Below are 19,478 nucleotides of genomic sequence, written 5' to 3'. Positions count from 1 at the left end.
GTTTTATTTTGGAGGATATTGAGACATGATTCGTTCGGCATTCATTCACGACCTAGCCACTGCAGAGGAAGGAATCGATCATGAGCGGTCCCAAGACATTGCTACTCACTGGCGCTAGCCGCGGTATCGGCCATGCGACGGTGAAGCACTTCAATGCTGCCGGCTGGCGGGTGTTCACCGCTTCGCGCCAGGACTGGGGGGCCGAATGCCCCTGGGCGGAGGGGCAGCAGAATCACATTCACCTGGATCTGGAAGATATCGACAGCGTCGAGCGCAGCCTTCCACTGATTCGGGAGAAGCTCGGCGGTCCACTGCACGCGTTGGTGAACAATGCGGGCATCTCGCCCAAGTCAGCGGGCGGGGGACGGTTGGGCGTGCTGGAGAGCGACTACGCGACCTGGCTGCGGGTGTTCAACGTCAATCTGTTTTCCACCGCGTTGCTCGCCCGGGGACTGTTCGAGGAGCTGAAGGCGGCGCAGGGCACCATCATCAACGTCACCTCAATCGCCGGGTCACGGGTACATCCTTTCGCCGGCGTTGCCTATGCCTCGTCCAAGGCCGCGCTGGCAGCGTTGACCCGGGAAATGGCCTACGACTTCGGCCGCCACGGCGTGCGCGTCAACGCCATCGCGCCGGGGGAGATCGACACCGCGATCCTCTCTTCAGGCACCGAGCTGATCGTCGAACGAGACATCCCGATGCACCGCCTGGGCAAGCCGGAGGAGGTCGCCTCGCTGATTCATTTCCTCTGCACCAACGGCGCGTCCTACGTGAACGGCGCGGAGATCCATATCAACGGAGGTCAGCACGTTTAGCGCTCTGGCAATCGCGCCTGGCAACAACGATCATTTGCGAATGACGATTGCCGGGCGCCGCTGCGCCAGTACCTGACGAGATGCGCATGAACTACCCAATCGAAGGCCTCAACCATTCCTACCTGGGCAGCAGTGTTTACGCATTGTTGCGCGAGGCGCTGATCACCGGCCGCTTCAAGCCCGACGACAAGCTGCGCATTCGCGATCTGGCGCAGCAGCTAGGTACCAGCGTCACGCCGGTCCGCGATGCCATTCTGCAACTCGCCAAGGAGCAGGCGCTGGTGCTGAAGACACCCAAGGACATCCGCGTGCCGGTGCTTGGCAAAGAGCAGTATCTGGAGATTCGAAGCATCCGCCTCGCGCTGGAAGGACTGGCAGCAGAAACTGCGGCGACGCGTGCGACGGCACAAGAGTTGGCCCTGCTGGAGGACAACATCAATGCCAATTTGCGGGCGATAAAGAGTGGCGACTTCGTCGAGGCGCTCAAGCTCAACCAGGCCTTCCACTTTGCACTTGCCGATATCGCCGCCATGCCTTTGTTACGGAGCTTCCTCGACAGTCTATGGATGCGCACCGGGCCGCTGATTGCCCAGGCTTACCATAACTTCTCCGAGCAGATCGCCATCGAGCACCACTGGGAGGTCCTTGGCGCTTTGAAGAAGGGAGACGGCGTTGCGTCGAGGGCGGCGATATGTGCTGACATCCTGGACGGGAATGAACATCTGCTCGCCTTCATCGAGCGCAATGACCTCCCAGAAAAATGAAATGAAGTCAGGCTCCTGGCCTTCCCTTCATGTTTCGAGGTGCCCACCGCGCCACGTGACCGAGCTTGGCTGCAGCCACGATCGGGTCCAGCTTTCGGGTGGCTTGTGCCCTGGCCCAGCTACCCAGTGGCTTCCAGTTGCCTGTAACGCGTAACGACCATCGACGTGTCTACATGGTTGATGGTGGCGATGATGCGCGGCGCTTCGCAGAGGGCCGGAGCCATGGTCCAGCGCTGGGCGCGGTCGTTCCCGATACGAAGCATTCCGGTGTGGGTCGAGAGGTCGTCATCCACCTCCGGAACTGGATCAAAGAAGCCAAGGCTGTAGCGCAGTCGCCTGACGTCTTCGGGCTCACCGGTGAGGAACAACCAGCCAGGCTTGACCCCGTGTTTCTCGGCATAAGCCTTGAGCACTTGTGGGGTGTCCAAGTGTGGCTGCAGGGTAATGGAATACATGAAGATGTCCCTGCCCAGACGGCTGCCGAGGAGTTCCTGAACCTTGCGCAGATTGGCGGTCATGGTTGGGCAGATGCCGTCGCAGTGAACGTACATCATGTTGATGGCGACGACTTTTCCGCGAACCAGATCGTCGTAGAAGTGCACTTCTACTCCATCCTGGGTGTAGAGCGCGACGTTGGCGAACGGCGGCCGGGAAACTTTGCGAGGTTTCGAGCCGCCAACTACCTCAGGCACTCCATACCAGATCGCGCCGCCCAATGCGGCAAGACTCATCCCGGCCAGCAGGTTGCGGCGAGTGTTCATGACAGGCCTCCTGTTGTCGTGGTGCGGCTTTCACCGCTCATTGAGGGGCTGCTGGCATCGCTCTCGATATCGAACCGCACCATCATGGCGTGGTCCTCGTGGATCAGGTTGTGGCAGTGCATGGGGTATTTGCCGAGGAAATCGCGGAAGCGAATGAACACGCGGATGGTCATGTTCTCGCCTAGCACGTAGACGTCCTTGCGGCCCTGCTCATGGGAAGGGATAGGCACGTTCTGGCCATTGACCGTCTTGCTGAGGATTCGGCCTTCCTCGAAGTGGATATGGATCGGGTGGTCCCATCCGTCTTCGGGGTTGACCAGTTCCCAGACCTCCGCGCTGCCCTGACGGATGCGCGCACTGATGAAGGCCGGGTCGAAGAACTGCTCGTTCACGGCCCACAGGCCATTACGGCGATCGAAGACCCAGCGCCGGACCGGAGCCGAGGCTATCTCTGCAGGATCCAGCGGGCGAAGTGGACGTAGCACGGGCGGCACTTGGCTGACGTCCTGCTCGGCCGGGAAGCGATCGACGATGATCTTCAGGACCCGCACGCCCGGCTCCCGCACGTCCTTGGGCTGGCGAGTATCTTCCGGTCGATGGGTGAGGCGGTTCACCAGATACAGCTCTGTACCAACCGGGTAGCGCGAAAAGTCGACCACGATGTCGGCCCGCTCGGCAACGCCGAGACGTACCTTGGTCTGGTCGAGCAGGGGCGCCGGCAGCAGGTTGCCGTCATTGGCGATGTAGGTGAAGGTCTGCTCCCTCTCCTGTGGTGACACCAGGTAGAGCTCGTAGAAGCGGCTCGGGCCGGCGTTGAGCAGGCGGAAGCGGTATTTGCGAGCAGCGACCTGCAACACCGGTTCGATGTAGCCGTTGACGCAGACCTTGTCGCCCAACACGCCTTCAGGATTTACCTGATCCCAGTACAGGATGCCGTTGGGATCGAAGCGCTTGTCACTGAAGCTCAGCGGATAGTCGAAGGGGTGGCTGGGCAGGCGCAGGGCGCTGGGGCTCGGGTCTCGCTCGTTGCCGGAGTCGATGTCGTCGAACAGGAAGAAGAATCCGAACAGACCGCGGTACAGGTTCGGCGCTGTGAAGTCGAACGTATGGTCGTGGTAGAAGAGGGTGCCCAGTGCCTCACGCGGGTCGCCTACAGCGTTCTGGAATTCGTCCACACCTGCGTAGATGTTGCCGTAGTGGTGGTCCTGGAACTCGCCTGGCGAGGCCAGTGTCGGTCCGGCCTTGGTGGCGCTGTAGAAGTCGCCAGGGAAACCGTCGCTCTCCGAGCCGACGTGGGCGTTATGCAGGTGAGTGGCGATTTCCGGCGAGCCGAATCCGACATGGTCCTGGGGTAGCTCGTTGTGAATACGCAGCACCATCGGCTGCCCGTAGTGGGCAAAGATAGTCGGGCCGGGTGTGGTGGCGCCTGCAACGTTGCCTTCATAGCCCCAGATTCGTTGCAGGGGATATGCCGGGTTGAACAGCCAGTCTGGCCGCTCCTTAGCCCGCAGTTCACAAGCTACCGCGACGCCCAGTTCGCTGAAGCGCTGATGGGGCGCCCTGCCCGCCTCACCTGCTGCGGTATTCGCGGCTTCGGTCGGGGTGGGATCCAGCACCACAGGTTGGAGCACGGTGATCTCGTCGGGTAGCCGGATCGCCCAAGGAATGGTGGGTGGGCTGGGGGGGATGACGAAATTGCTGCGCTCATCGTCATCCTCATCATCATCTCGCCTGCCTCTCCCTTCGACCAAGAAGGATTGGGTGATTGCGGGTATAGCCAGCACGGCCGCTGTAGCCTTGAGAAATATCCGTCGTCCTGGAGGGGGCGCGTGATCTCCCTGGCTGCGGCGTGTTGGCGATTTCATGGGGACTCCTTCCCCCCAAGCTATGGCTTCTAGTGTTTCTCGAGGCGGTTAGGTATTGATGAATCAAAAGGAGTATTCCAAACCCGCCGAAAGTCACTAATTTGACATTTGTCAAATCTACTTGCTATGAAATGAATTTTAGTCAAATTAATGGCTAACTGATGCCGAAGGTGAGCTCGTCCCGACACGCGGGCTGCCTTTCAGGTGGGCCTTGACCTTCTAAGAGCCAGTCGTCGCCATCGGGCGGGATAGAGTTGAACTATCAATTCGATAGCCTGACAACTGAAAAAGGTGGTCTACCTTTCAAGTGTCTTTGGCTAAGGAGGGATTCACATGCTGGCGCACCTTCCTCCGGTCCTTCGGGAACTGCAATTGCCGCTTCGCCTGCGCTTGTGGGATGGCAAGGAGGTTCAGTTCGGGCCGGATCCAACAGTCACGATGGTGGTCAAGGATCCCGGCCTGGTGTCGCTGTTGGTCAATCCCAGCCTGGACACGCTGGGGGCCGCTTACGTGGAGGGACGGCTGGAGCTTGAAGGGCCGATTCTCGAAGTGATCCGGGTCGGCGATGCGCTGACCGAAGCGCTGATAAGCAGCGAAGACAACGGGGCACCGCCCGAGTACGCAGCCCACGACAAGGATACCGACGCCAAGGCCATTTCCTATCATTACGACCTGTCCAACGACTTCTACCAGCTCTGGCTAGACCGCGAGATGGTCTATTCCTGCGCCTATTTCCCCACGGGAAGCGAAGACCTGGATACCGCCCAAGCGGCCAAGTTGCACCTTCTCTGCCGCAAGCTTCGGCTCAAGGCTGGTGAATACTTGCTGGATGTAGGCTGCGGTTGGGGTGGCTTGGCGCGCTTTGCAGCGCGTGAGTACGGTGTGCGGGTGTTTGGTATCACCCTGAGCCGTGAGCAGCTGGCGCTGGGACGTGAGCGGGTCAAGGCTGAGGGACTGGAAAGACAGGTGGAGCTGGAGCTGCTGGACTACCGCGACTTGCCTCAGGACGGCCGCTTCGACAAGGCGGTCAGCGTTGGTATGTTCGAGCATGTTGGCCACGCCAACCTACTCGGGTACTGCCAGCGGTTGTTTGGTGCAGTGCGTGACGGCGGCTTGATCATGAATCACGGCATCACTGCCCGGCATCCGGATGGGCGCCCGGTGCCTCGTGGCGCCGGCGAATTCATCGATCGCTATGTCTTTCCCCATGGCGAGTTGCCGCACCTGTCCACGATGGTGGCGCAGCTCAGTCTGGCGGGGCTGGAGGTGGTTGATGTCGAAAGCCTGCGCCTGCACTACGCGCGTACCCTGGAGCTCTGGAGCGGCAACCTGGAGGCCAGGTTGGAACAGGCGGCACAGCTGGTTCCGGAGCAGGCGCTGCGGATCTGGCGTCTCTATCTCGCCGGATGTTCCCATGCCTTTCAGAAGGGCTGGATCAACCTGCACCAGATCCTTGCGCTGAAGCCCCATCCAGACGGCTCCCATGAGCTGCCGTGGAGTCGTGCGGATATCTACGCATAGTGGGTCCAGCGGCTTTCGGCGACGGCGTCGTGTGCGTGGAGGCTCTCCGCGTGCACGACCCTGAGGTGGAAACCATCCAGCCAGCTTTCCCCGCGTAGCGCCTGATCCAGGCGGCGCGCCGCGTCCTCGCAGAACATCAGGTTCTGTCCATTGGCCAGGGCGAATGCCTGTTCGTCCGCCCGCTTGACTGCCGTCTGCACCGCCGTGCCCAGGGCCTGCTCGGCGAGGTCGATCAGACGTTGCAGAGGTAGCTCGTTTATGGCGGTCAGGCGGACCTGGATCTGCGCGCAACTGCGTTGGCTGTGCGGCGTGGCGACTATCCCCTGGCTGCTGCCGAGCCATTCGAGGACCGCCTCAGGGTCCAGCGGCTTACCGGCGAAGTCCTCCTTGAAACGGTGCTGGATGAGTTGGCGGGCGAGAGCCGCAGAGCATGGGCAGGTGGAGGAGTAGGCCACCTGTAGTCGTAGTTCCACGTGAAACCCCCATGAGTCCTGGCGTGCATCGATCTCGAAGGGGTAAGCCTTCCACCCGGACAGCGGGCTGACCAGAGCAGGGCGACTCAACAGAGCCTCCCCACGCAGGCGAAGGTAAGCGTTGCTGGAAAGGCCCTGGTGGCTGTCGAGGAACTGCCTTAGCAGCCCTTGCAGCACGTCCGGCGTCAGTCTTTGGTGTTGCAGAGCACCCAGTGCCAGGTACAGACGCGACATGTGAATGCCTCGTGCGCCGGGGTCATCAAGGCTCACGCCGGCGTCGGCACGCGCGTTGATGCGCTGATCTTCCAGCAACAGCGGCACGGCGATGTCGCACATGCCGACCCAATCCAGCGAGGCTGGTTCGGTGGTGGATTGGGCTGCGATGTCCGGAAGGGTGAGGGCGTTCATCGAGAACCTCGGCTTGGAATGAATTCAACATGTTATGTTATAACACTTAAAACACCAAGCGAACGTGACCATGTCCGATACCCAGTTCAGCCAGGAAGACCTGCTCGCCCAACCTGCCGATGCCTACATGAATGAGGCCCAGCAGGCGTACTTCCGAACCTTGCTGCATGGCCAGCGCGAGGAGTTGCAGCAGCGCATCGAGGATGAGTTTGGTGAGTTGCGGAATGTCGAGCCGGCAAGTGATGAGGCCGACCTCGCCTGCCGTGAAGAACGACGCCAGTGGCAACTGCGTCTCCTCGAGCGCGAGAAGAAGCTGTTGGACAAGATCGACCTGGCGTTGGAGCGCCTGGCCCGCGGCGAATACGGCTGGTGCGCCGAAACCGGTGAACCGATCGGCCTGCAGCGCCTGCTGTTACGCCCCACCGCAACCCTGTGCATCGAAGCCAAAGAGCGCCAGGAACAAAGAGAGCGCCACCAGCGCCATACCTGAGGAGACCCCCATGCCATCCCGACTTCCCGTAACCGTGCTGTCAGGCTTCCTCGGAGCCGGCAAGAGCACGCTGCTCAACCATGTGCTGAAGAACCGCGACCAACTGCGCGTGGCGGTCATCGTCAATGACATGAGCGAGATCAACATCGACGGTAGCGAAGTGCAACGCGACGTCAGTCTGAACCGTGCTGACGAGAAACTCGTCGAGATGAGTAACGGCTGCATCTGCTGCACCCTGCGCGAAGATTTGCTGGAGGAGGTCAGCCGCCTGGCCCGCGAGGGGCGTTTCGACTACCTGCTGATCGAGTCCACCGGCATCTCCGAGCCGCTTCCGGTAGCTGAGACCTTCACCTTTTGTGACGAACAGGGCCGCAGCCTGTCCGATCTGGCGCGGTTGGACACCTTGGTCACCGTGGTCGACGGGGTCAATTTCCTTGCCGACTACCAGGCGGCTGACAGCCTTGCCAGCCGCGGCGAGACCTTGGGTGATGAGGATGAGCGATCCGTCAGCGACCTGCTGATCGAGCAGGTGGAGTTCGCCGACGTCATCCTGATCAGCAAGGTCGACCTGATTTCCAGCGCTGAACGCGAGGAGCTGACGGCGATCCTGCAACGTCTCAATCCCGGTGCTCGAGTCCTGCCGATGATCATGGGCCAGGTCGATCTGAAGCAGATTCTCGATACTGGCCATTTCGACTTCGAGCGCGCGGCCCAAGCGCCCGGATGGCTCAAGGAACTGCGCGGCGAGCATGTGCCGGAAACCGAGGAATACGGCATCGCCTCCGCCGGCTACCGCGCACGCCGGCCGTTCCATCCACAGCGTTTCTTCGCTTTCCTGAATCGGGAGTGGACCAATGGCCGCCTGCTGCGCTCGAAGGGCTTCTTCTGGTTGGCCAGCAAACCGGAAGAGGCAGGCAATTGGTCCCAGGCCGGTGGGTTGATGCGTCACGGGTACGCGGGGCGCTGGTGGCGCTTTGTGCCCCAGGCACATTGGCCGCAGGATGGAGATGGGCTCCAGCAGGTCATGAAGAACTGGATACCCGATGTTGGAGACTGCCGTCAGGAGCTGGTGTTCATCGGCCAGGGCATCGACTTTGCTCGCCTTAGCGCCGAGCTTGATGCCTGCTTGCTGGACGATGGTGAGATGGCCCTGGGTCGTGAAGCCTGGGTGCTGTTCGCTGACCCATTCGGCCCCTGGCATGAGGAGCCCGCCTGATGCTGGCGTGGCAGCGGGAAGCTGCGCCGCGACAGGTGCTGGGTGATAGTCCGGATGTACTCAGCGAAGTTCTGCGAGACGGGACTAACCTGGCCGTCTGGCAACGCCGCCTGCCGTTGCACGTCGCCGGGTTCGCCAGCGCCTTGGTAGCGCTTGGCGAACCGCTCAGCGAGTCCATGACGATCGAGCTGCAAACGTCGGACAGTGAGCCTTCGCTTGACGGGCTGGCGACCGGCTTTGCCCACCTGGACGGCTACGCAGGTTTCGTTGCGGACGTCGCCTGGCTGGTGCGTGGATTTGCCTGCCTGGTGGACGCCCGACATATAGGCTTACGGCTGCGCCGATTGGACAAGGCCATGTGCCCACGCTTTCACGTCGACCACGTGCCGCTGCGCTTGATCACCACCTACGCCGGTTGCGCAAGCCAATGGTTGCGCGAGGATGACCTTCCGCGAGCCCGCCTTGCTGACTCGCCAGCCGAACCCGTCCAGGTTGTGGATAACCAGCAGTTGGCTGCAGGCGACGTGGCGCTGTTCAAGGGGGAAAAGTGGCTGGGGAATGAGGGGAGGGGAATTATCCACAGGTCTCCGCAGCAGGCGCCTGGGGAAAGCCGCCTGCTGCTTACCCTGGACTGGCTGGGCTGAACGGACGGTGGGTCGACGCGGAGCCAAAGATGACGCGCCGCGAGGATACCAAGGCTGACCATCGAACTGTGGCTACGGCACAGCCCTTGGCGAATGAATTCGGCCCCACAAGGTCGCGATGCCAGTGCTACTCCCACGTTCCTTGGCTCTGCCCTTCGCAGAACGGCTTGAGGTAACGGGCATCGCTGGCTACACCGTAGTAGTGGATATCCTGGCGGTACGGCTGGTTGCTCACCTGGGCATTGCGGCAGATACCGAAGGCGCCGGAGGGGCAGTGCGGGGCGAAGCTGACCTCGACTTTCTGCCCCTGTATTTGCGGTTGGCAGAAGCCTTCCCGGAAGAGTGTCGGAGGAATACTGCGGTTTTCCTGGCAAAGCTTCACTTCCAGCCGCTCGGCTTGGGTATGAACGACGCAGGCTTCGGCGTGCACCTCGGCGGACAGGGCCAGCAACATCAGCAACCACACACGCATTGGGATCGCTCCTGAACTGAATGGCGGCGACTCTAACACGCAGCTTTCCTCGAGGGCTGTGACGCAGCACCATGGAGCCATGCTTACACATATCCCCACCCATCTCATTGCCGGCCCTCTGGGGGCTGGCAAGACCAGTCTGATCCGTCAGTTGCTGGCACAACGTCCTGCCCACGAACGCTGGGCAGTGCTAATCAACGAATTCGGCCAGATCGGTCTGGATGCCGCCCTGCTCAGCAGCGATGACGACGGCATCAGTCTTGCGGAGGTGGCAGGCGGTTGCGTCTGCTGCGTCAATGGCGCGCCATTCCAGGTTGGCCTTGCGCGCCTGCTACGCAAGGCAAGGCCGGACCGGCTACTGATAGAACCCTCCGGACTCGGCCATCCCCTCGAGATTCAGCGTCAGCTACGCGAACCCCCCTGGGAAGGGGTACTGGCGCTTCAACCCAGCGTCATGGTGCTGGACGCAGCGGCCTTAGCTACAGGCCAAGCCCTACCGGACAGCCAGCGGGAGGCCCTACCGAATGCTGGCCTATTGATATTAAACAAGTCGGAAAACCTGGACTCATCCACATGTGGAAAACTTCTCAAGCAATTGCCCCCTATCAAGGTGCTGTGGGCAAGTTGGGGAAGGCTCGATATCTCGGAGCTACCGGGTATCCATGCACAAAGTGGAAAAACTGTAGATATCAACCAGTTACCAACAGCTGTGGGTGAAACTCCGACTTTGTGGACAAACCCGGCACAACCGATCTGCCAGATCCAGTCCCAAAACGAGGGTTGGAGCATTGGTTGGCGCTGGCATCCGAGCCAGTATTTCGAGTTGATGCGGGTCCAGATATGGCTTTCCAGACTGCCGTGGCGACGGGCCAAGCTGGTGCTGCACACCAATGCCGGCTGGCTCTCTGGCAATGCGCTGGAGGGGGCGGTGATCCATTGGCAGGCCAGTGAATGGCGCAAGGATTCGCGGCTGGAGCTGATCTTTGCCGAGGCTCAGGACGAGGCGGCATTGAAGGCCGCGTTCGAGGCCTGTCGCCTCGTATAGCTGTAGGGAATCACGATTGTTGCCGGCCCTAGGCCAGTGAATTTGCCCCCACACCGAGGAGGTCGCGCTTTGTTGGGGCGAAATCATTCCCCTGGCGGCCTATAGGCCACCTTCTGGCCCCAAAACGAAAACGGGCCCCGAAGGGCCCGTTGATGGCGATAAAAAGGCCCCTGGAGATGGGGCATGAGCCTTCAGGGCTCCTTCATTCCTGGTTCATCCGGGAGTGGGTGCGGGTGTCCTTCATGAAGACGTACACCAGCAGAGAGCAGGCGATGCACGCGGTGACGTACCAGTAGAAGCCGCTTTCCATGCCGATGCTCTTGAACCACAGCGCCACGTATTCAGCGGTGCCGCCGAAGATCGACACGGTCAGCGCATAGGGCAGGCCTACGCCCAAGGCGCGGATCTCGGTGGGAAACAGCTCGGCCTTCACCACGGCGTTGATCGAGGTGTAGCCACTGACGATGATCAGCGCCGCCATGATCAGGAAGAACGCGCCCCACCAGGTTTCGATGGTGTGCAGGGTGCTCAGGATCGGGTAGGTGAACAGAGTACCGAGGACGCCGAAGGCAATCAGGATCGGGCGACGGCCGATCTTGTCGGAGAGCCCACCCACGATGGGCTGCAACAGCATGAAGAGGAACAGCGTGGCGGCCGAGATCATGGTCGAGTCGCCCTTGCTCATGCCCACGGTGTTCACCAGGTACTTCTGCATGTAGGTGGTGTAGGTGTAGAAGGCCAGGGTACCGCCCATGGTCAGTCCGACTACGGTGAGCAGCTCCTTCGGATGGCGCATCAGGGTGCGCATCAGGCTTTCCTTCGACTTCTCCTTCTTCTTGGTGAAGGAGTCGGTTTCTTCCATGCCGCGACGCAGGAACATGGCCACCACCGCGCAAAGGGCGCCGATCAGGAAGGGTACGCGCCAGCCCCAGCTTTCCAGCTGTTCGGTGCTCAGGGACTGCTGCAACACGATCAGCACCGCCAGCGCGATGAGCTGGCCGGAGATCAGCGTCACGTATTGGAAACTGGAGAAGAAGCCGCGTTGCTCGTGGGTCGCCATTTCTGACAGGTAGGTGGCAGAAGTACCGTACTCACCGCCTACCGACAGGCCCTGCAGCAGGCGTGCGACCACTAGCAGGATGGGCGCGGCAATGCCGATGGATTCATAGCTGGGGGTCAGCGCGATGATCAGCGAGCCAAAGCACATCAGCAGAACAGAGGCCAGCAGCGCAGCCTTGCGGCCCTTGCGATCGGCGTAGATGCCCATCAGCCAGCCACCGATGGGCCGCATCAGGAAGCCCACGGCGAAGATCGCGGCAGTGTTGAGCAACTGGGCGGTCAAGTCGCCCTGGGGGAAGAACGCCTTGGCGAAGTACAGCGAGAAGGCGGCGTAGACGTACCAGTCGTACCACTCGACCAGGTTGCCGACCGAACCGCTGAAAATGGACTTGATGCGTTGCGATGTGGTGCGGTGTACAGCTGAGGCAGTCAGGGTGCTGGAGTTATCCATCATCTTTCCTCGAGTCATCGTTGTTGTTGTGGGCACAGCGCTGGGCGGTGCATGAGCGATGAGCACTTAGCAGGACCTGTGCCAGGGGAGGAAAGGCCCGGAATAGAGGGGTTTTAGCGGCTTCTTCCAAGGGGTATGCGCGGAATATTGCCGATGCCTACAAGCCGATGAGCAAGATTCCGCCGATCAGGCAGTGATGTGATGGCCGTGCTCGCTTGTAGGTGCGAATTCATTCGCAAAGCAGGCCGATGACCAGCCCTACAGAGTCGCCAGGACCAGCAGACTATTACGCTGCGTAGGTTGGCGCTGAGTCTGCAAAACCAACATTGCGCGGTCCCTATCTGGGTTGTTGGCTTCGCTTCGCTCAGTACCCATCTACATCAGCAGTTTTCCACAGGGTCAGTCATCCTCGCCGCGCAGGAACTCGCTGCGCGCCAGGCCGTGGCGCACCATCTTCTCGTTGAGGGTGCGGCGGGGCAGTTGCAGCAGGCTCATGACCGCCTTGATATCACCTTGTGAGCGAGCCAGCGCCTGGCGCAGGCACTGGGCTTCGTAGGATTCCATCAGTTCAGCCAGGGACGGTTCGACCTCGGCACCCTGCGTGCTCCTTGTGGATAACCCCAGCACATGGCGTTCAGCGGCGTTCGCCAGTTCGCGCACGTTGCCCGGCCAGTCATGAGCCAGCAAATGTGCCAGCTCAGCCGGTGTCAGCGTTGGGGAGGGGCGGCCGAGTCGCTCGCTGGCGACGTGGGCGAAGTGCTCGAACAACAGCAGGATGTCTTCGCGGCGGTCGCGCAGGGCTGGCAACTGCAGCTCGGCGACGTTGAGACGGTAGAGCAGGTCCTCACGGAATCGCCCCGCGCGGACTTCGTCGCGCAGGTCTGGCTTGGTGGCGGCAATCACGCGGATATCCACAGCGATGCTCTGATTCGAACCCAGCCGCTCCAGGCGCTGTTCCTGCAGCACCCGTAGCAGCTTGACCTGCTGTGCAAGAGGCATGCTCTCGATCTCGTCGAGGAACAAGGTGCCGCCGTGGGCATGCTCGATCTTGCCGATGCGTTTGCCCTGGGCACCGGTGAAGGCGCCGCTCTCGTGGCCGAACAGTTCGCTCTCGAAGAGGTTCTCCGGGATGGCGGCGCAGTTCAGTGCGACGAAAGGCTTGCCGGCCCGCGGTCCGAAGTCGTGCAGGCAGCGGGCTACCATTTCCTTGCCGCTGCCGGTTTCGCCGCGCAGCAGGACGTTGACCGGCGTCTGCGCCAGATCCAGCACCTGCCGACGCAGGTGGACCATGGGACGGGATATCCCCAGCAGGCGACCATCGAGCTGATCCTTGAGGTCGACCTGCAGGCGCAGATGACGGTTTTCCTGCACCAGCCGGCGTTTCTCCAGGGCACGGCGCAGGCTTTCCAGCAGACGCTCGGCCGTGAAAGGCTTCTCGATGAAGTCGTAGGCACCCAAACGCATGGCCTCGACCGCCTGGGGTACGTCCCCATGGCCGGTGACCATCAGTACCGGCAGCTCCCGGTCCCGTGCCTGGATGGCTTGCAGAAGGGCCATGCCGTCCATGCCGGGCATGCGCAGGTCGCTGATCACCACTCCGGGGAAGTCGGCGTCCAGGTGCTTCAGGCACTCCTCGGCGCTGGCTTCGGTGCGTACCAGGTAGCCGGACAGCTCCAACCATTCACGTACGGCGTCGCGGATGGCCGCTTCGTCATCGACGAAAATCACCTGGACGGGCATAGGGGGTCCTCTCGGGTTTTATCCACAGGCAGGCGCAGTCTGAACACGGCGCCTTCGCCCTGGTTGGCGGCGCTCAGGGTGCCTCCCAGCTCATGGACGATGGCGAAGGATACCGCCAGTCCGATGCCCAAACCGGCACCCGCCGGCTTGGTAGTGAAGAAGGGGTCGAATATCTGCGGCAAGTCGGCGTCGGCTATCCCGCCGCCATTGTCTGCGACGCTGAGCAACCAGGAGTCTTCCTCGCGGCACAGGGTTATCCACAATTGTGGGTGGGGCTTGTCCGCGACGGCGTCCAGGGAGTTTCGCAACAGGTTGACCATGACTTGCTCAAGGCGGATGGCGTCGCCGGAAATCCAGGCCGGCACGTTCAGCTCCTGGTGGATCTCCACCTGGGCATCGCGGAGGTTGGGTGCCAACAGTTGCAGGGACTTATCCACAACGCTGCCCAGTTCCAGGCATTCGCGTAGCCCGCCGGGTGTCTTGCGGGCGTAGGTTTTCAAGTGACTGGTGAGTGCCGCCATGCGCTGCAACAGCTCCTCATGCCTGGGCAGGGCCTTGCGCGCCTGTTCCAGCTGATTGTTATCGAGCATCAGACGCAGGCTGGCCAGGTGCATCTGCAGGGCAGTGAGTGGTTGGTTGATCTCATGGGCCAGGGCTGTGGACATCTGCCCGAGCGCCGCGAGTTTGGCTGCCTGCACCAGACCGTCCTGTGCTGTCCGAAGAGCGGCTGTGCGCTGTTCAACCAGGCGCTCCAGTTCCTCACGGCTGCGCTGGCGCAGACGCGCCATGCGCCAGCGCTGGTGCAGGAAGAGGCCGAGGAAGAACAGCGCGAGCCAGGCACCACCCGCCGCCAGCGCCGCACTGCGGCCGCTGCTGGCAACGCTTTGCGGGTTGCGCAGCAGGTGCAGCGTCCAGCCTTCGCTGGGCAAGGGCAGACTTTCCCACAGGTAGTCGGCGCTTCCGCCCGGTCCGTCAACGCGTGCCATCCGGCTGCCTTCGCCCAGCGTCTGCAGAGTGCGATGGGTCAGCGGCGCCAGGGGCTGCTTGTCATACTGCCGGGTCGTGGCCAGCTCCGCACGGCTTTGCGCGGAGAGTGGCTGCAACTCGCGGTAACGCCAGCCCGACTGGTTGGCGATGAACGCTACACCCTTGGCATCGCTGACAAGGATGATATCCGGGCGCTGGCTCCATTCCTGCTCGAGTTCCGGAAACTCCAGCTTGACCACCACGGCCCCGAGGAATTCGTCCTGCTCGTTGCGCACAGCCTGGGAGAGAAAATAGCCAGGGATGCCGCTGGTCACGCCCACCGCATAAAAACGTCCACTGCCCTGTGTGCGGGTCTGCTGGAAGTAGGGACGAAAGCCGTAGTTGTGCCCAACGAAACTGGTGGCCAGGCGCCAGTTGCTGGCTGCGACCGCGAGGCCGGTCCGGTCCAACAGTTCAAGGGTGGTGGAGCCAGCAGCCTCGTTGGTGCGCTCCAGCTTCAGGTTGAGCTGGCGCTGCAAGAGGTTATCCACAGGGCCATCGAGCGCAGTGCTCAACTCCGGGTCCAGGGCCAGCACGGCGGGCAGGGCGCGATAACGGTCGATCAGCGTCTGCAGCGTGCCGGCATAGAGCGCCAGTTGTTCACGGGCCAGCTTGCCTTCCTCATGCAATGCTTGCTGCTCGGCGTGGCGTCCGGCGAGGTGCATCACCGTGAACAGGCCAGCGAGCAGCAGCAGGATGAGCAGTGCGATGCGCAGGGGGCGGGTCAGCAAGGCCGGCAGTCCTTGGGTTTGGGGCTGAAACGATACCACGGGTGCTCTCTCCATCTGCCTTCAACGCGGCACTATGGCTAAACTGCGCGCTGTCATTTCGAGGCCTGTTCGATGCAATTGATCCCCTGGTCCCATTCGAGTTCGGCAGGATTCACCCTGCGTGGCTGGCACAGCCCGGTGTCCGGCAAGCCGCTGCTGCACTTTCTGCACGGCAATGGTTTCTGCGGCCGCATCTACGCGCCCATGCTGCAGCTGCTGGCGCAGGACTTCGACCTCTGGCTCTGCGATATCCAGGGTCATGGCGACAGCGACCACGGTGGCCGCTTCCTTGGCTGGAATCGCAATGCCGAGTTGGCCGTGGAAGCCTTCGAGGCAGGGCGCGCCCGTTTTGGCGAGGTGCCGCGCTTCGCTGCCGGGCATAGCTTCGGCGGGGTTCTGAGCAGCCTGATCCTGGCTCGCCACCCCGACCTGTTCGGGCGTGCAGTGCTGCTCGACCCGGTGTTTTTCACTACGGCGATGATTGGCGCCATGGCCTTCTCCGAGGTGCTAGGGCTGCACCGTCGCACCACCATGGCCAGCCGCGCCAGGGCCCGTCGCCACCATTGGGCGGATCGCCAGGCGGCCTGGGCCAACTTGCATGGACGCGGCATCTTCAAGGGCTGGGCGGAGGAGGCCTTCCAGGGTTACATCGACCATGCGCTCAAGGAGGTGGATGGCGGTGTCGAGCTCAAATGCCGACCAAGCCGCGAGGCCGAGATCTTCAGCTCGTTTCCCAAGCGTCTTTGGCCTTCGTTGGGCAGGATCGTTACGCCGACGCTGGTGCTCCACGGGCAGAACAGCTATCCATTCGTGGCTAAGTCGGTGGCGCGCCTGACCGCGCAGAATGGCCATGTCAGCGCCCTGGTGGTGGACGGTGGACATTGCTTCATGCAGGAGTTTCCCGCATCCAGTGCGGAACGCACTGCGGCGTTCCTGCTCCGGCCTGCATGATCGATCTCACCTATCCAGAAGGGAACTCGACGATGAAAAAGTTATTCACAGGGCTGCTGGTCCTGTTTGCCAGCCACGCCTTGGCTGCGCCCATCTGGCAGGAGAGCCCGGCAGTGGCGCAGCTGTTCAGCGCGGCGAAGCTACGCGGGACCTTCGTGGTCTACGACGTCGCCGCCGATCGCTACACCGGCCATGATCGGGCGCGGGCCGAAACGCGCTTCGCGCCGGCTTCTACCTTCAAGATCCCCAACAGCCTGATTGGTTTATCCACAGGCGCCGTGAAGAGTGTCGACGAGGTGTTGCCCTATGGCGGGAAGCCGCAATGGATGAAAGCGTGGGAGCGCGACATGGACCTGCGCGAGGCTATTCGGATCTCCAACGTGGCGATTTACCAGGAGCTGGCGCGTAGGGTGGGGCTGGAACGAATGCAGGCGAGCGTCCGTCAGCTCGGCTATGGCAATGGCGAGATTGGTCAGGTTGTGGACAGATTCTGGCTGGATGGCCCCCTGGCGATCAGCGCCATGGAACAGACCGGCGTCCTCGCCCGTCTGGCCCAGGGGCAGCTTCCGTTCCCGGAGGAGGCCCAGGCCGCGGTCCGCCAGATCACCCTGTTGGAGCAGGGCCCGGGCTGGGAGCTGCACGGCAAGACCGGTTGGGCTGACAGCAGCACACCGGCGATCGGCTGGTGGGTGGGCTGGGTGAAGCAGGACGACAAGGTTTACGCCTTCGCCCTCAACATCGACATGTCCCAGCTTAGCGATGCGCCAAAGCGTATCGAGTTGGGCAAGGCAAGCCTGAAGACGCTGGGGCTGCTCTAATCGACCCGGCGCTGCTCATCCGCCTTGGGGTGGGTGCGGCGCCACTCGGTCATCTGGATGACCTTGCTGTCATGCTGCGCCTGGGCCTGGAAAGGGTGGGCCTGAAGCTCGATGCGCCCGAGCTGCTGGCCGAACATCTGGATGCTGCCGGTCAGGCGCTGTTCGCCTGTGACGGTGAACTCGAAGTCATAGAGGCGGGCAAGGCGTCGGGTGCCCTTGGCGTCGCGGACCATGGCCAGGCGGCGAAAAGCGACGTTACCGTCGAGCAATTCCACATCCAGGCGAGCGCAATGTTGCTTGGCCAACTGCAGTGCGCGTTCACGCACGCCATGGCTGCGCCACAACCAGGCCGCGCCTGCGGCGAACAGCATGAAGAGGAAGACGTCGGCGAGGCTTAGCATGATGACTCCAGGAACCTACGCAAAAGCTTAACTCATCCAGGGGAATTCAGCGGACCAGTTCGACGCGGTTTCGTCCCCGCTCCTTGGCCTGATAAAGGGCCGCATCGGCAGCTGCCTGCAAGCCCAGCAGGTCCTGGTCCTCGGTGAGGGCGGCCAGGCCGATGCTGACGCTGACCCGCAGCGGGCCGTCGGGGCTTTGCAGTTCCAGGCACTCCAGGGTCTGGCGGATGCGCTCCAGCAGGTGCGTGGCCGATTCCGCCGCCGTGTCCGGGAGCACGAGGATGAACTCTTCGCCCCCGTAGCGGGCGAACAGGTCAGTACGTCGGGCCTGTTGTTGACAGAGATGGCTGAACTGGCGAAGTACCTCATCACCGGTTTGGTGGCCATGCCGATCGTTGATGCGTTTGAAATGGTCAAGGTCGAGCAGGGCCAGGCACAGCGCCGTGCGCTGCCGCCGGGCGCGCTGCAGCTCCTGTTCGGCGCGCTCCTCGAATGCCCGGCGATTCAGAGCACCGGTCAGGGGATCGGTGGTCGCGAGGCGCAGCAGTTTGTTCTCCAGGGCCTTGCGATGACTGACGTCGCGAATCTCCACCAGCCGTTGGCAGCTATCGTCCAGTGCTGCGACGGCCAGTTCGGCGGGAAAGCCTGCACCATCGCCACGCAAAGCTTCTACGTCATGCGGGCGACCATCGGCCCGATTCAGCAGGTCATGCACCAGAGGCGCCTGGCCGGTGCTGAAGAGCAGGCTGAGCGGTTGGCCGAGCAGCGCATCACGGCGAAGCGCAACCAGCCGTTCAAGCATGGGGTTGGCGTCCTGGATACGGCCTTCCTCCACCACCAGCATTCCTGCGTTGGCCACGTTCATCAGACGCTCGAACCGGCGTGCACTGGCTTCGGCCTGGCGCGCGTTGCGTTGGCTGTCGCTAAGGATCCGGCGCATCGTTAGCAGGGCCAGGCCCACCAGGGCGATAACCCAGAGCGGGATGCCGAAGTTGTAGGGCAGCAGGTAGCTTACCGAGCGGGTGACGTCGGCATGCTCGATATGTTGCAGCCAGTCGTGCACACCGATGGCACCGCGCAGAAGGGTCACCAGCGCATAGCCAGAGAGTGTGATGGCGACGAACAGACGGGCACTGCGCAACTCGGCTTCGCTGCGTTCGATGAACAGTGCCCAGCAGGCCTGCAAGGGCAGAATACCGGCGATACCGGCGTAGATGGCGATCAGCAGCTCCGAATTAAGTGGGCTGAACCAGTGCCAGGTGTTTACGGCAGCCATCAGACCGGCGCTGAACGGCACCGTCCAGTACGGGAGGCGGCGTCCGAGAAAGCGGAAGACACCCAGCAGCAGGATCGCTTCTCCAGCCAGTTGGGTGGCATTGCCCAGCACGTTGAGCGTTCGGCTGCCGCTGGCCATGAAGCCCATGAAGAAGAGGATGCCGAGGATGAGCGTCCAGGTGCCGGCCATCCAGAATCCAGGCCCCTGGTAAGGCCTCGAAAAGTACCAGAGGCCCGTGCAGGCTACCGCGCTGGCCAGCATCAGGTTCAGCCCCAGCAGCATCGGCGAGAAGTAAAGGTTTTCCACGGGGCACACCTCCTTGGTGCTCCAGCAAAAGCCAGCGATTCTCGCATTGCGCACTCCAGCTGTCTTGGGGCTCCCGCCGTGAAGCACGCTGCCGGTCGGTGCGGATTTCTTAATGTACGGCCTGCGGCCATCTGCCCCAGCGGCTAGGCTTTCTCCCAGCGAGGCGCTTGGCTAGCATAAGCGCCCTTCCGACGGACCGGCCCGGG

General features: G+C 62.2%; 18 protein-coding genes. 9 read left to right on the top strand and 9 right to left on the bottom strand.

All coding sequences use genetic code 11. The features are described from left to right. The first annotated feature begins 80 nt into the window (after window positions 1–80). Complete coding sequence (locus tag J7302_RS14290; protein ID WP_215375654.1) at window positions 81–815, top strand: SDR family NAD(P)-dependent oxidoreductase; 735 nt, start codon at window positions 81–83, stop codon at window positions 813–815. 86 nt (window positions 816–901) lie between these two features. Further along, entirely contained in the window at window positions 902–1,579 is a 678-nt protein-coding gene (locus tag J7302_RS14285; protein ID WP_215375651.1) for a GntR family transcriptional regulator, read from the top strand. A 119-nt stretch (window positions 1,580–1,698) separates the two neighbouring features. Here J7302_RS14285 and J7302_RS14280 read toward each other — a convergent pair whose 3' ends face one another. Then, on the bottom strand, window positions 1,699–2,340 hold the full coding sequence (locus tag J7302_RS14280; protein ID WP_215375648.1) for an SCO family protein: 642 nt from the start codon (window positions 2,338–2,340) through the stop codon (window positions 1,699–1,701). Further along, window positions 2,337–3,971: a multicopper oxidase family protein gene (locus J7302_RS14275; RefSeq protein ID WP_349814449.1), complete on the bottom strand. Its 1,635-nt coding sequence runs from the start codon at window positions 3,969–3,971 to the stop codon at window positions 2,337–2,339. Before J7302_RS14275 ends, J7302_RS14280 begins: the two co-directional genes overlap by 4 nt. A gap of 567 nt (window positions 3,972–4,538) precedes the next feature. On the opposite strand from J7302_RS14275, the gene cfaB reads away from it, so the two are divergent. After that, a complete protein-coding gene (gene cfaB, locus J7302_RS14270; RefSeq protein ID WP_215375641.1) occupies window positions 4,539–5,726 on the top strand; it encodes a C17 cyclopropane fatty acid synthase CfaB in 1,188 nt (395 codons plus the stop codon). On the opposite strand, the gene folE2 is transcribed toward cfaB, so the two are convergent. After that, complete coding sequence (gene folE2 / locus J7302_RS14265) at window positions 5,717–6,607, bottom strand: GTP cyclohydrolase FolE2 (protein WP_215375638.1); 891 nt, start codon at window positions 6,605–6,607, stop codon at window positions 5,717–5,719. The two genes, cfaB and folE2, sit on opposite strands and share 10 nt — an antisense overlap. Before the next feature lie 70 nt (window positions 6,608–6,677). Between folE2 and dksA the strand changes: the two genes are divergently transcribed. From dksA to J7302_RS14250, 3 genes are read left to right on the top strand one after another with little or no spacing between them, the layout of a single operon-like run. Next, window positions 6,678–7,097, top strand: a complete 420-nt coding sequence (gene dksA / locus J7302_RS14260) for an RNA polymerase-binding protein DksA (RefSeq protein WP_215375635.1) — start codon at window positions 6,678–6,680, stop codon at window positions 7,095–7,097. A 10-nt stretch (window positions 7,098–7,107) separates the two neighbouring features. Further along, complete coding sequence (gene zigA, locus J7302_RS14255) at window positions 7,108–8,313, top strand: zinc metallochaperone GTPase ZigA (RefSeq protein ID WP_215375632.1); 1,206 nt, start codon at window positions 7,108–7,110, stop codon at window positions 8,311–8,313. Beyond that, window positions 8,313–8,957 carry a DUF1826 domain-containing protein gene (locus tag J7302_RS14250; protein WP_215375629.1) on the top strand — a complete coding sequence of 215 codons (645 nt, stop codon included), beginning with the start codon at window positions 8,313–8,315 and terminating at the stop codon, window positions 8,955–8,957. The genes zigA and J7302_RS14250 overlap by 1 nt, the downstream gene beginning before the upstream one ends. 127 nt (window positions 8,958–9,084) lie before the next feature. Here the strand turns inward: J7302_RS14250 and J7302_RS14245 are convergent, their stop codons facing one another. Beyond that, on the bottom strand, window positions 9,085–9,429 hold the full coding sequence (locus J7302_RS14245; protein ID WP_215375626.1) for an NADH:ubiquinone oxidoreductase: 345 nt from the start codon (window positions 9,427–9,429) through the stop codon (window positions 9,085–9,087). A gap of 79 nt (window positions 9,430–9,508) precedes the next feature. Here J7302_RS14245 and J7302_RS14240 point away from each other — a divergent pair, with 79 nt between their 5' ends. Continuing rightward, entirely contained in the window at window positions 9,509–10,474 is a 966-nt protein-coding gene (locus J7302_RS14240) for a CobW family GTP-binding protein (protein ID WP_215375623.1), read from the top strand. 202 nt (window positions 10,475–10,676) lie between these two features. Here the strand turns inward: J7302_RS14240 and J7302_RS14235 are convergent, their stop codons facing one another. From J7302_RS14235 to J7302_RS14225, 3 genes are all read right to left on the bottom strand, one after another. Beyond that, window positions 10,677–11,984 carry an MFS transporter gene (locus J7302_RS14235; RefSeq protein ID WP_215375620.1) on the bottom strand — a complete coding sequence of 436 codons (1,308 nt, stop codon included), beginning with the start codon at window positions 11,982–11,984 and terminating at the stop codon, window positions 10,677–10,679. Between the two features lie 399 nt (window positions 11,985–12,383). After that, the gene (locus tag J7302_RS14230; RefSeq protein ID WP_215375617.1) at window positions 12,384–13,724 is read right to left on the bottom strand and encodes a sigma-54-dependent transcriptional regulator; all 1,341 of its coding nucleotides are present in this window, start codon (window positions 13,722–13,724) and stop codon (window positions 12,384–12,386) included. Beyond that, on the bottom strand, window positions 13,709–15,535 hold the full coding sequence (locus J7302_RS14225) for a sensor histidine kinase (protein ID WP_215375614.1): 1,827 nt from the start codon (window positions 15,533–15,535) through the stop codon (window positions 13,709–13,711). The genes J7302_RS14230 and J7302_RS14225 overlap by 16 nt, the downstream gene beginning before the upstream one ends. 57 nt (window positions 15,536–15,592) lie before the next feature. Here J7302_RS14225 and J7302_RS14220 point away from each other — a divergent pair, with 57 nt between their 5' ends. Together J7302_RS14220 and blaOXA are read left to right on the top strand one after the other, a co-directional pair. Next, the gene (locus J7302_RS14220) at window positions 15,593–16,471 is read left to right on the top strand and encodes an alpha/beta fold hydrolase (RefSeq protein ID WP_215375611.1); all 879 of its coding nucleotides are present in this window, start codon (window positions 15,593–15,595) and stop codon (window positions 16,469–16,471) included. 32 nt (window positions 16,472–16,503) lie between these two features. Next, window positions 16,504–17,289, top strand: a complete 786-nt coding sequence (blaOXA, locus tag J7302_RS14215) for a class D beta-lactamase (RefSeq protein ID WP_215375608.1) — start codon at window positions 16,504–16,506, stop codon at window positions 17,287–17,289. Here blaOXA and J7302_RS14210 read toward each other — a convergent pair. Then, a complete protein-coding gene (locus J7302_RS14210; RefSeq protein ID WP_215375605.1) occupies window positions 17,286–17,690 on the bottom strand; it encodes a DUF3301 domain-containing protein in 405 nt (134 codons plus the stop codon). The two genes, blaOXA and J7302_RS14210, sit on opposite strands and share 4 nt — an antisense overlap. Before the next feature lie 46 nt (window positions 17,691–17,736). Then, complete coding sequence (locus J7302_RS26970) at window positions 17,737–19,272, bottom strand: diguanylate cyclase (protein WP_215375602.1); 1,536 nt, start codon at window positions 19,270–19,272, stop codon at window positions 17,737–17,739. Window positions 19,273–19,478 lie beyond the last annotated feature (206 nt).

Origin of the sequence: Metapseudomonas boanensis (genome assembly GCF_018704125.1) — a bacterium.
Taxonomy (GTDB): Bacteria; Pseudomonadota; Gammaproteobacteria; order Pseudomonadales; family Pseudomonadaceae; genus Metapseudomonas; species Metapseudomonas boanensis.
The sequence above is the reverse complement of the archived record's forward strand: the minus strand, read 5'-3'. Positions and strand labels throughout refer to the sequence as shown.